Raw genomic sequence first — 12,781 nt, 5'->3', positions numbered from 1 at the left:
ATCCTTACATCGATCCGTGGAAGGTACGGTTAATGACATCGAGCTGCTGTTCGCGCGTCAGTTTGACGAAGTTGACCGCATAGCCGGATACCCGGATGGTTAACTGCGGATAATTCTCCGGATGCTCCATCGCATCGATCAGCTGCTCACGGTCAAACACGTTCACGTTCAAATGATGGGCCTTGCTGCCAAAGTAGCCGTCCAGCATGGCAACCAGATTGTTTACCCGAATGTCGCTTTCTTTGCCCAGGGCTTTCGGCACGATCGAGAACGTATTCGAGATGCCGTCCAGACTATCCTCATAAGGCAGCTTGGCCACGGAAGTCAGCGAAGCGAGGGCTCCCTTCTTATCGCGTCCGTGCATCGGGTTTGCGCCCGGCGCAAACGGCTCGCCTGCTTTGCGTCCATCCGGCGTGGTTCCTGTCTTCTTGCCGTATACCACGTTCGACGTAATCGTGAGCACCGATTGGGTCGGCATGGCATCGCGGTAGGCTTTGTGCTTGCGGATCATGCTCATGAAGGCCTCGACCAGTTCAACGGCGATGCCGTCCACGCGGTCGTCGTTGTTGCCGTAGCACGGGAAATCGCCTTCGATTTCAAAATCCACCGCAATCCCTTGCTCATTGCGTACCGGCTTCACCTTCGCATATTTAATCGCGCTCAGCGAATCCGCTGCTACGGACAGGCCCGCTATGCCGCATGCCATCGTCCGCAGGATATCGCGGTCGTGAAGCGCCATTTCAATCCGCTCGTAGCTGTATTTGTCATGCATGTAGTGAATCACGTTGAGGGTATTCATGTAGAGCTTCGCGAGCCATTCCATCATCGGCTTGAAGCGCTTCATGACCTCGTCATAACTCAGAACCTCAGCGGTGATCGCCGGATATTCCGGTCCGACCTGGGCGCCGGATTTCTCATCCTTCCCGCCGTTGATTGCATACAGCAGCGCTTTGGCCAGGTTCGCTCTGGCTCCGAAGAACTGCATCTGCTTCCCGATGCGCATGGCGGATACGCAGCAGGCGATGCCGTAATCGTCCCCATAGATCGGACGCATGAGATCGTCATTCTCATATTGGATCGAGCTCGTTTCGATCGATACCTTCGAACAGTATTTTTTGAAGGCCTCCGGAAGCTTCTCCGACCACAGCACCGTCAAGTTCGGTTCCGGCGCAGGTCCCAGATTGTACAAGGTGTGCAGGAAACGGAAGCTGTTCTTGGTTACTCTCGTTTCACCGTTCAACGACATGCCGCCGATGGATTCGGTCACCCACGTCGGATCGCCGCTGAACAGCTCGTTGTAATCCGGCGTACGCAGGAACTTCACGATCCGCAGCTTCATGACAAAATGGTCCACCAGCTCCTGGGCTTTCTCTTCCGTCAGGATGCCTTCAGCCAAATCCCGCTGGATATAAATATCGAGGAAAGAAGATACCCGGCCAAGCGACATGGCAGCGCCGTTTTGCTCCTTGATCGCGGCCAAATAACCGAAATACAGCCATTGGAATGCTTCCTTCGCCGTATTCGCAGGTTTGGAAATGTCAAAGCCGTGCATGCCGGCCATTTCTTTCAGTTCCTTGAGGGCGCGCATTTGTTCGGACAGCTCTTCACGCAGACGGATCACCGGCTCGTCCATGGCGTCCACTTCAAGCTCGCCGAGTTCTCTCAGTTTGTCCTGGATCAGCGCGTCCACGCCGTATAACGATACTCTGCGGTAGTCGCCGATGATGCGGCCGCGGCCGTATGCATCGGGAAGACCCGTAATAATCCCGGCTTTGCGCGCTGCTCTCATCTCCGGAGTATAGGCATCGAATACGCCCTGGTTATGCGTTTTGCGGATGCCGTTGAAGATATCCACAACCGCCTGCGGCATTTCGAAGCCGTATGCGTTACACGCATCAATCATCATCCGGATGCCCCCGAAAGGCTGAATCGAGCGTTTGAACGGCTCGTCGGTCTGCACGCCGACGATCTGTTCTTTATCCTTATCCAAGTAGCCGGGCCGGTGGGAGGTGATGGTGGAAGGCGTATGGACATCCACGTCCAAAACCCCGCCGTTATCCCGCTCCTTCTTGGTTAAATCCGATACAATATCCCACAGTGCCTTGGTGTTGTCCGTAGGTCCCGCCAAGAAATCATCAGAGCCATAATAAGGGGTAATATTCTCTGCAATAAAATCATTAACGTCAACGCGCTTGGTCCATTTACCTGATTTAAAACCTTTCCAGCCAACTTCTTTTTCAATCACCGACATATTGAATCCCTCCTAGATTATGCTGCAGCCTGCAGGGACTGGCGGGGACACACATTGATCTATCTCAGATCTTAAATGTGATTATTTTCACGATCAATGGCATCTCTGCCCCGCCAAGTGCCTTCAAGCTTCTATATCAAAGATCTGAGATTCAGCTTTCTGCTACACCTTTATTGTAGTCCTGTTGATCCGCAGCATCTGTGATAAAAATCACAAAGTTGTGGTTATCCGTGATTTTTATCACTCTGATTCCGGGCTCCCCTGGCTTCTACCACCATTTATAATGGAATTTAGTATCATCCTTCTGTCCCTTTCCTGTTTAGAAACGTCCATAGAAGGCGTTGCGGTATACTTCTGCCAGCTCCGTCACCAGCGGCAGCTTCGGATTGCTGGTCGTGCACTGATCTTCGAAAGCCCGGTCCGCCAAATGCTCGACGTTTCTCTCGAAGTCCTGTGGATCGATGCCCAGCTGCTGGAACGATTCCTCGATGCCGAGCTTGCTGTTCAGCTCGCGGATGGCGGCGATCAGGCTGTTTACGCCCTCCTCCGTCGTTCTTGCCGGCAGTCCAAGAATCCGTGCGATCTCGGCATATCTTTCATCGGCCACGAAGTGGGTGTACTTCGGCCATGCCGCGAATTTCGTCGGCTTCTTGGCATTGTAGCGAATGACGTGCGGCATCAGTATGGCATTGGTCCGTCCGTGCGCCGTATGGTACTGTCCGCCCCATTTATGCGCCAGACTATGGTTGATGCCCAGGAACGCGTTCGCAAAGGCCATGCCTGCAAGCGTCGAAGCATTATGCATTTTCTCGCGGGCGAGTTTGTCGCCGGTCAGCGCCGATTGCTCAAGATACTGGAACACCAGCTGTATGGCTTTGATGGCAAGCCCATCCGTGTAATCGCTGGCCATCACCGATACGTAGGCTTCAATCGCATGCGTCAGGACGTCCATGCCGGTATCGGCCACCGCCGTTTTAGGCAAGGTGTACACGAATTCCGGATCGATGATCGCCACGTCCGGCGTCAGCTCATAGTCTGCCAGCGGGTATTTGGTATTTCCCTGCACTTTGTCCGTGATGACGGCAAACGAAGTTACTTCCGAGCCCGTTCCCGACGTTGTCGGAATGGCTACGAATTTCGCCTTTCGTCCCAGCTTCGGATATTTATAGACCCGTTTTCGGATATCCATGAATTTTTGCTTCAGGTTGTTGAAATCCGTATCCGGATATTCATAGAACAGCCACATCGCTTTTGCGGCATCCATAGGCGATCCGCCGCCGAGGGCGATGATGCAGTCCGGCTGAAACCGTTCCAGCATCTCCGTACCCCGTTCTACGGTCGTTGTCGATGGATCCGGCTCGACTTCCGAGAACACCTCGATGGCTACCGGCAGTCTGCGCTGACGCAGGTAATGCTCTACCCGCTCCACATATCCCAGCTTCACCATCATGGGGTCGGTTACGATCGCGACGCGGGTGATGTCAGGCATTTTGGCGAGATACTGCGTCGAGCCTTTTTCAAAGTAAATTTTGTCCGGCACTTTAAACCACTGCATATTCACGGTTCTGCGGTTCACCCTTTTCACGTTGATGAGATTGACGGCCGTCACGTTCGACGACGTGGAATTCCGGCCATACGAACCGCAGCCGAGCGTCAGCGATGGCAGGTTCGTGTTGTAGATATCCCCGATGCCGCCTTGCGAGGAAGGCTGGTTGACCAGGATGCGGCAGGTCTTCATACGATCCGAAAATTTCAGGATGACGTCCTCATTGTGCGAGTGGATGACCGATGAGTGGCCCATGCCGCCAAAAGCTACCATCTCTTCGGCGCGCGCGATGCCCTCTTCCGCATCTTTCACTTTATAGCAGGCCAGCACCGGGCTCAGCTTCTCGGCGGACAACGGATAAGCAGGACCGACTCCCTCCAGCTCGGCGACCAGGATCTTGGTGCTTTCCGGTACCTCAAAGCCGCAAGCCTCGGCAATCTTGGCTGCCGGCTGTCCGACGATGGTAGGATTGACGGCGCATTTATCCGCTACCATGGCATGCGCAGTCAGCTTCGCCAGCTCTTCCTTGTTCACGAAATAACAGCCGCTGGCGATCATTTTTTTCTTCACGGTATGATAGATCGGCTCCTCTATAATGACGGCTTGCTCGGATGCGCAGATCATGCCGTTATCAAACGTCTTGGATAGAATCAAGTCGTTCACCGCTTGATCGAGGTCCGCGCTCTTCTCGATGAAGCACGGCACGTTGCCGGGACCTACGCCGAGGGCTGGCTTGCCGCAGCTGTATGCTGCTTTGACCATCGCCGATCCCCCCGTAGCCAGAATGCAGGCAACGTCAGGATGGTTCATGAGCGTATTGGTTTTATCCATGGAAGGAGCCTCGATCCACTGGATGCAGTCGGCCGGAGCGCCTTGTTTCACGGCGGCGTCCCGCAGGATGAGCGCGGCTTCCCTGCTGCATGCCTGCGCGGATGGATGGAAGCCGAAGATGATCGGGTTTCTTGTTTTGATGGAGATCAGCGCCTTGAATATGGTGGTCGAGGTCGGATTGGTTACCGGTGTGATCCCCATGATGATCCCGATCGGCTCCGCAATTTTTTGGAAGCTGTCATAGGCATTGTCTTCGATGATACCTACCGTTTTGTCGTACTTGATGCTGTTGTGGATATACTCCGTGGCAAACAGGTTTTTGATGATTTTGTCTTCATACACGCCGCGGCCCGTTTCTTCAACCGCCATTTTCGCCAGCTGCATGTGCTTCTCAAGTCCGGCCATGGCCATGGCCTGCACAATTCCGTCGACTTGCTCCTGATCGAGTTTCATAAACTTTTCTTTTGCCCGATTCGCCTTGTCGATCAGACCTTGAATGTACTCTGCTGCCGTTTGTCCCTTCACTTCAACCGTTGTTCCTTTGCTCACAGCCATATCTCTCATCCTCCCATGGTTCATGTTCTTTTTTGTCTACGCTTTGATCGTAACACAGACGCTCCTTAAATCATGTGAAATATTTCACAATATTAAAATTTATCTTTTCTGTGTGATTTATACCTGTCTTTTCCCTCTTTCAAGTGAAAGAGATCACAATGTTTGAAAATTCGCCATGATTTCCCTCTTGTTCCGCCCCACAAGTGAATGTTTTCACGTTATAATGTATTTAAAGATTAAACAGATCAAATTTTAGGATGTTAGGGGATACCACCATGAAAACTGTAGACCATGTAATGGAAATCGAAAACTTAGGGAACACGCAGTGCTTCTCGGAACAAAACCGCAACCGTCTGCTGGTCACCATGAAGGAAAGGGTACTCCCTGAAGGATCGCATTTGTTCTGGGAAGGCGACTTCGCCGACAAGCTGTACTTCGTTAAACAAGGAAGAATTAAATTAACCAAATCGACGGATGAAGGCAAAGAGCTTATTCTATATATGTACCATCCAGGAGACATGGTCGGGCAAGCCGATCCATTCTTCAGCAACAACCACAGTTTTTCGGCAGAGGTGCTTGAGGACAGCGTAGTCGGGGTCATCGAGCACAAGGACCTTGAGCTATTGATCTGCCAGCATTGCGACTTCGCGATTGATTTCATGAAGTGGATGGGTATACACCACCGCATCACGCAGACCAAATTCCGTGATCTCATGATGTACGGCAAGCCCGGCGCATTAACGTCGACGCTGATTCGTCTGGGCAATACCTACGGGCAGCATCAAGAGGATGGCAGCATTCTCATCAACAAAAAGATCACCCACACCGATCTTTCGAACATGATCGGGGCCACCCGTGAAAGCGTGAACCGGATGCTGAGCGATCTTCGCAAAAAGGACGCCATCGAATATGCCGGCGGCATGATTGTTATCAAAGATCTGCCGATGCTGCAGGAAATATGCCACTGCGAGCTGTGTCCGAACGAAATCTGCCGGATTTGATCCGCCTAAAGCCCCTTCGGTGCATAATATATGGGCATCTGCTTACAATAAGCCTTGTCTTTCCAATCCAAATCAAAGGGAGTGCTCAGCATGCGTGAAGGTTTGATTCCTGCAGTTCTTGGAACCGTGGTTTCTGCTTCGGGTGCCGCTCTGCTTTGCAGCAGGTATAAATTCGCTGCAACCGGTATTCTAGGCTTCGGACTGGCTCATATGGTGCTTGGTGCGATCGACCTGGTGGAACATCGGTAAACGATTTGGAAGGCAAGATTCTCACGGCTGTCCTTTCAGTTCAATGACTGAGGAGGACAGCTTATTTATGCTGTTGCCCTCCTGCTCCCTTCAGCGATGACATATCCAAAAAAAGCGGATTTCCCAAAAGAACATTACATCTGACGGGGAGCCCACTATTTCTGTTTGGGGACGTTCCGTGTGCGCATCGTTCCTCCCATTGCCTTTGTCCCAAATTTCTTGGAATGGTTGTGTCTTTACAAAAAAAGAAACCGTTGCTTGGCGAATGGACGAATGACAGACCATTAACCAAGAACGGTTTCTTTGTTTATTCACCAGGTTGGACTTTCTCTGACAATGAACTAGGAGGATGGAATTCCTCCGTTTCACCGCCTATCACAGCTTACTTTTGCTTGTTCCCTTTTCCCGAAGAGATAAACCAGTAAGCCATGCCTACAAACAACCCGCCGCCAATGATATTCCCCAGCGTGACCGGCACCATGTTGCTTATCCAGCCGCCGATGGATACCGTCTCGGGATGTCCCGGCAATATCGTCGCCAGCGTCAGAAGCGACATGTTCGCTACGCTATGCTCATACCCTGTCGCAATGAAGGCAAACAGGCACCACCATATTAAAATCAGTTTCGTGGTTTCTCCTTTGGCCCGAATCCCCATCCACAGGGCCAGACATACAAGCCAGTTACATAATATGCCTCTAAAAAACAGCTCCATGAACGGATCGTTCATTTTCTTGGCCGCAGCCGTGAAGATGAGATGATCGGGCGGCAGCCCTTTGAACAGGCCGGAAGCGTAAACCAGATAGCTGAGCAGGATCGCTCCCGCCAAATTGCCGATAAACACAAGGCCCCAGTTTTTCAGCGTGTCCCCCATCGTCGTTCGTTTGGATAACGTGCTTATCGTAAAAAACATATGATTTCCGGTGAACAGCTCTGAACCGGCAAACACAACCAACGTGAGCGCAATCCCGAATGCGGCTCCCATGACGAGGGACTGGAAAGGCGAACCGGCGGCTGCCAGCGGCGCGCCCAGCTTAAAGATTAATACGATCCCAATGCCGACATAAGCGCCGGCTAGCATGGCCGACACCATGTAACGCAGCAAGTTGTTGTTCATCTGCTCTTTTTTCGCAACCGCGGCATTGACGACGGCTTCCACATCATTGTTAAACATGGGTTACCACCTCTTGGTTTCGTCTGTTGAAGCTGCTTATTACGGCCTTATACACCTACCTCAACCTTTCCGTCCACGGCGCGAACCGGATATATCCGAACTTGGCCCTTATCCGGAGCCTGCACAAGCCCTGTCGAAAGCTCGATCTTCCAATCGTATAACGGATCGTAAATGTAATGCCCGGATACGATGGCTTCGGCTAACGGACCTCCTTTGGGATGCGGGCTTTTATTCTCCAAAGCAAACCATTGATGATCCGAGGTCCGGAAGACGGCAATCTCCCGGTCACCGATTTGGACCACCCTTCCGAGTTGCGACAGAAATTCATGTTCATTCCCTACCGTGATATAAGTTCCGGTTTCCATAATGCGCAGCCTCCACTTCTCTTGTTCGATTCCTATCCAAGCAATAAGCTCTCTATAATCCGGCAGCCGAGGGGGAACCGATCTCCCCCTCGATTACTTGCTGCCGACCGGTCTTGCGTCCTGGAACAGCGTATTGCGCAGCTTATCGTCGTTCAGCACTTTCTTCCACGGATCTTCCACTTGCTGCAGGGCCAGCTCAATTCTTTCCACCAGCTCCTTACGCTGTTTAGCATCATCAAGGACCGCCGCACGGATTTGTTCCAGTCCCAGACGCTCTACCCATTCCGACGTTCTCTCGAGGTACTTGCCGGTTTCACGGTAGTACTGCATCAAGGCGCCGCAGATCTCGATCAATTCCTCGTCCGTCTTCACCTTACAGAACGAATCGGCCAGGCGCGCCTTCGTTCCGCCGTTGCCTCCGACGAATATCTCCCATCCGCCGTCATTGCCGACGATCCCGATGTCCTTCGTGCACGATTCGGCACAATTTCGCGGACATCCGTTGACCGCCATTTTAAACTTCGCCGGAAAATCCAGCCGCTCGAATTTCTCCTCGAGGAATGCACCCATGCCCATCGAATCCTGCGTGCCGAAGCGGCAGAATTGGGAGCCTACGCAGGTCTTGACGGTCCGCAGCGATTTGGCATAAGCATAACCGGACGGCATATCCAGCTCTTCCCATACGCTTGGCAGATCTTCCTTCTTCACGCCGATCAGATCCAGTCGCTGTCCGCCGGTTACCTTAACGACCTTAACATTGTACTTAAGCGATACGTCCGCAATTTTCTTCAAATCCTCCGGCGTGGTAACGCCGCCGTACATTCTTGGCACTACCGTGTAAGTGCCGTCTTTCTGAATGTTGGCGTTCATCCGCTCGTTGACGAAGCGGGACTCCCTCTCCTCCTGATGGGTCACCGGATTCAGCATCGCCAGATAATAATGGATGGCGGGACGGCATTTCGAGCAGCCCTCAGGGTTGCTGAAGTTCAGAACATGCATGACTTCCTTCGTCGTAGTCAGCCCCTTGGCGCTGATTTCGGCGACGATTTCGTCCCGGTCGAGCGTGGTGCACGGACATATGCCTTGTTTGCCTGCCGTCTTAAAGCCGTCGCCCAGTACGCTCTGAAGGATTTGCTCCACGACTGGCTTGCAGCCTCCGCAAGAACGGGTCGCTCCCGTGCAAGCTTTGATTTCGTCCACCGTCGTGAGGCCTTGAAGCGTCACGGCATCCACAATGGCCTTTTTGGTTACGCCGTTGCAGCCGCAGACGATTTCATCGTCGGGCATCTTATCCAGCGAGAAGGCCTTGCCGGTTCCTTTCCCTGCACATTCGGTGCCCATGATCGAATGATAGATCTCCTCGGTCATGGCCGTCTTTTTGCGTATCATGGATTGAAGGCTGGCCGAATCGCTGACATCCCCGAACAATATCGCGCCGACGATGATATTGTCGCGCAGCAGGATTTTCTTATAAGTCTTGCGCCAATCGTCCTTTGCCACGATCACCGAGTGCTCAGCCTGCTCCATGAATTCTCCTGCGGAGAATACATCAACGCCGCTGATTTTCAGTTTCGTCGATACGATGCTGCCCTCGTAAGGCTGGCCGTCCACGCCGCAGAGATGCTTGGCAAGAACCTGTCCCTGCTCGAACAACGGCGCAACCAGGCCGTAGCATGCCCCCCGATGCTCGCAGCATTCGCCGACCGCATACACATCCGGCCAGGAGGTCTGAAGATAATCGTTGACTACGATTCCCCGGTTCACTTCGATACCGCTCGCTTGGGCGGCAGCAACGTTCGCTCTGATCCCCACGGCCATGACCACGAGTTCCGCTTCAAGCTCATCCCCACCTTTGAACCGCAGCCCCGTGACCCTCTCATCGCCCATGATTTCCGTGGTTTGTTTGCCTAATAAGAACCGGATGCCCTGCCGCTCCAGCTCCCTTTGCAGCATCCCCGATGCCATGGAATCCAGCTGGCTCTCCATCAAATCCTGCATGAGATGAACCACCGTCACCTCCATGCCCAGGCTGACCAATCCCTTAGCGGCTTCCAGACCCAGCAGCCCTCCGCCGATGACGGCCGCTTTCTTGTATGCCTTGGCGGCTTGAAGCATCTGCGTGCAGTCGGCGATGTTTCGAAATCCGATAACTCCCTCTTTATCACTGCCCGGTACAGGCAATATAAAAGGTTTCGAACCTGTAGCTATAATCACTTTGTCATAAGGAACCGTCAATCCGTTATCGGCCGTCACTACCTTACGCTCCCCGTCGATGGCGGTGACGGTCACACCCGTATGCAGGGTGATCTGATTGTCCTCGTACCATTTCCAGTCATTCAATACAATGTCGTCCAAGGTTTTGCTGCCTTCCAGCACATAGGACAGCATAATGCGATTGTAGTTCGGGTGAGGCTCCTGTCCAATGACGGTGATGTCAAATTTCCCACCCAATTTAATGATTTGCTCGACCGTGCTTATGCCTGCAATACCGTTGCCAATGACAACCAACTTATCTCTCTTTATATTGGACATCGTTTGATTCCTCCCCAACACGTGATCTTGTGCTCGTGTATTCCACTGCTTACAAGTAAATTATATCGTGTAAAGGCATATATTTTTGTGATTTATTTCACATTGATCTTTAAAATTTAAATAAAAATACCAAATAACCCTGTCCGATTGGAACAAGGTTATCCTAAAAAGCCGCATGCTATATGATTTCGGCTTCCATATAGGCTCGTTCGCCGCCGGGCACTTTTAAATAGGGACGAATTCCGGCAAATCCCCCCGCATCCAGGTTCACCCCGGTCATCCAATTCCCCTCCAAAAGGCCTCCTTCCGACTGCATGATGACGGCAGGCGCCTCGATATGCTCCTGGTACAGTACGATGCCGGCCTGAATGGTCTTATAGGCTTTTCCTTGCTGCACCAAAGGTAAGGCACTAATATACGTAGGCACAAAATAATGGGCGATCACGTCCAGCTCCTCCCCGTCGAAGAACGCTTCGCTGCCGAGGAAGGGATGCAGCATCACGATTTTCTCGTAGAGCGACCAGATGATCATATGCAGGAATCTTCCCATCCGTCCCTTATTTTGCTCGGAAGACGAATTCAATGTTTCGGTTTCATAACCAATGAACTTCCATCCGCCGGGAGCCTTGACCCACTTCTGGAACATGTCGACCCGAGCTGTGCCGTCTTGGCTAAGGGATGCTACAGCGTCTGGGCTTGTTCCACACACGGCCGACCATAGTGATTCCGGTACATACTGGCTCAGCACCCGCTTGGTTTTCTCAAATATATGAAGCACTTGTAATGAAGCGTTTTCAAGCTCTGAGATGTCCTCTTGTCCATAATGGAACCGGGAGATATTCGTTCGCTTGATCATGGGCTCGCCTCCTTGATATGCCGCCTGGATTATTACATCATATAGAAGGTGCGTCAGCTTGGTGCATGTCCGGATATTTTTGCAGGACGAAACGAAAAATCAGCATTTTGGTTAGAAAAAAAACCCTGAAATGAGGATATCTCATGCCAGGGTTTAATCGTCAACGGGAGTCTTAAGATGACTCATCTGTCGACCCATTGTTCTGCCCAGGATGAAATTTGCTCCATCACCGGACGCAGTGCTTTGCCTTTTTCAGTCAGTTCATATTCAATACGTACCGGAGTTTCCGGATAGACATGACGAATCAGTATGCCTTCGCATTCCAAATCCTTCATCCGCTCGGAGAGCATTTTATCGCTCATGGACGGAATCAAATTCGAAATATCCTTAAAGCGCTTAGGCCCGCTCATCAGCGTTTGAATAATCAAGCCATTCCACCGTTTGCCCAGAAAAGAAAAGGCCGATTCGAAACGGGGACACATCGTAACATTTGTAACTTCCATATCCCTTCACCTCTTTACGAAGTCACCTTGTTTATAGAAACTCATAAGCTTACCCAAAAATCTAGAAAACTTACGAATTGTAAGTATGTTTCATTTTAGCATATTTTCGAGAAGCTGAAAACCTCCTAGCCCCTTTTTCCCAGAAAATCAGCGCTTATCCCCCTAATATCCGAGCCAAAATATCCAAATCGTCCTCAATCAAAGTGGATAATTTCCTATTATACAGCACCGCCGCTGGATGGAACAGAGGGAATATCTTATAGGTCTCCGGTGAAAAAACATAGCCTGCTCCGGGATTTTCCGGATCTGCCGCTTGCTGAACCGGGCCCTCCATCAGCTTGCCGTGCAGCGACGTCACCGTTTCATGGCTTCCGATTAACCGGTGCAGCGCCGTATTTCCCATCGGTGCCAGGATGTCCGGGCGGACCCATCGGATCTCTTCATCAAGCAAAGGCGCATGCGCCAAAATTTCCGCCTTGGTCGGCGTGCGATTCGATCGGCTGATGACATTCTCGCCCGAAGGCCTCACGAGCACTTTATCTTTGTAGGGCCTGCTTCGCATGGCACTGGTAATATATACCTGGTCCCGCGTCAGTTTCAGACGTTCCAGGTACGCGTTCATCTCTTGTCCGGCCTGCCCTACGAAAGGTTTGCCTTCCAAAACTTCATGAGCTCCGGGCGCTTCCCCGATGAACATGATTTTCGCAAAGCGGACTCCCCTTCCGAGCAGGAAGCCCTCAACGGGTTGATGGACGAGCCTGGCCCGGCATATGGCGATGATTGCGGGATCTACAGGTGCGCTTTGTACTTCGTTCATGTGTACAGCCCCCCTCTCCTATATCATACAATACCCCATATTCACGTATATTCTATCCCCAGTCGGCAAAAACATTTCGAAAAAGCAGCCCCAACATACCAAAA

General features: G+C 51.9%; 10 protein-coding genes. 2 read left to right on the top strand and 8 right to left on the bottom strand.

Annotated elements, in window-relative coordinates; genetic code table 11:
* Positions 1–4 precede the first annotated feature (4 nt).
* Positions 5–2,251 (bottom strand): formate C-acetyltransferase, encoded by a 2,247-nt coding sequence (gene pflB / locus P0X86_RS11355; RefSeq protein WP_192572510.1) that lies wholly within the window; start codon positions 2,249–2,251, stop codon positions 5–7.
* A gap of 319 nt (positions 2,252–2,570) precedes the next feature.
* Positions 2,571–5,183 (bottom strand): bifunctional acetaldehyde-CoA/alcohol dehydrogenase, encoded by a 2,613-nt coding sequence (adhE, locus tag P0X86_RS11350; RefSeq protein WP_192572511.1) that lies wholly within the window; start codon positions 5,181–5,183, stop codon positions 2,571–2,573.
* A 275-nt stretch (positions 5,184–5,458) separates the two neighbouring features.
* Here adhE and P0X86_RS11345 point away from each other — a divergent pair, with 275 nt between their 5' ends.
* Positions 5,459–6,184 (top strand): Crp/Fnr family transcriptional regulator, encoded by a 726-nt coding sequence (locus P0X86_RS11345; RefSeq protein WP_277748535.1) that lies wholly within the window; start codon positions 5,459–5,461, stop codon positions 6,182–6,184.
* A 90-nt stretch (positions 6,185–6,274) separates the two neighbouring features.
* Entirely contained in the window at positions 6,275–6,433 is a 159-nt protein-coding gene (locus P0X86_RS11340) for a hypothetical protein (RefSeq protein WP_009595014.1), read from the top strand.
* Positions 6,434–6,815: 382 nt separating this feature from the next.
* On the opposite strand, the gene P0X86_RS11335 is transcribed toward P0X86_RS11340, so the two are convergent.
* From P0X86_RS11335 to P0X86_RS11310, 6 genes are all read right to left on the bottom strand, one after another.
* Positions 6,816–7,604 (bottom strand): formate/nitrite transporter family protein, encoded by a 789-nt coding sequence (locus P0X86_RS11335; RefSeq protein WP_096773213.1) that lies wholly within the window; start codon positions 7,602–7,604, stop codon positions 6,816–6,818.
* 47 nt (positions 7,605–7,651) lie between these two features.
* Complete coding sequence (gene nirD, locus P0X86_RS11330) at positions 7,652–7,969, bottom strand: nitrite reductase small subunit NirD (RefSeq protein ID WP_009595012.1); 318 nt, start codon at positions 7,967–7,969, stop codon at positions 7,652–7,654.
* A gap of 93 nt (positions 7,970–8,062) precedes the next feature.
* Positions 8,063–10,501, bottom strand: coding sequence for a nitrite reductase large subunit NirB (gene nirB, locus P0X86_RS11325; protein WP_277748534.1), 2,439 nt, complete (start codon positions 10,499–10,501; stop codon positions 8,063–8,065).
* A gap of 178 nt (positions 10,502–10,679) precedes the next feature.
* Positions 10,680–11,357, bottom strand: a complete 678-nt coding sequence (locus tag P0X86_RS11320) for a hypothetical protein (RefSeq protein WP_277748533.1) — start codon at positions 11,355–11,357, stop codon at positions 10,680–10,682.
* A 182-nt stretch (positions 11,358–11,539) separates the two neighbouring features.
* The gene (locus P0X86_RS11315) at positions 11,540–11,860 is read right to left on the bottom strand and encodes a winged helix-turn-helix transcriptional regulator (protein WP_009592832.1); all 321 of its coding nucleotides are present in this window, start codon (positions 11,858–11,860) and stop codon (positions 11,540–11,542) included.
* Between the two features lie 154 nt (positions 11,861–12,014).
* Positions 12,015–12,677 carry a uracil-DNA glycosylase gene (locus P0X86_RS11310; RefSeq protein WP_192572515.1) on the bottom strand — a complete coding sequence of 221 codons (663 nt, stop codon included), beginning with the start codon at positions 12,675–12,677 and terminating at the stop codon, positions 12,015–12,017.
* Positions 12,678–12,781: the final 104 nt, after the last annotated feature.

The sequence above is a fragment of the Paenibacillus sp. BR1-192 genome (assembly GCF_029542445.1).
Taxonomy (GTDB): domain Bacteria; phylum Bacillota; class Bacilli; order Paenibacillales; family Paenibacillaceae; genus Paenibacillus_AQ; species Paenibacillus_AQ lautus_A.
The sequence above is the reverse complement of the archived record's forward strand: the minus strand, read 5'-3'. Positions and strand labels throughout refer to the sequence as shown.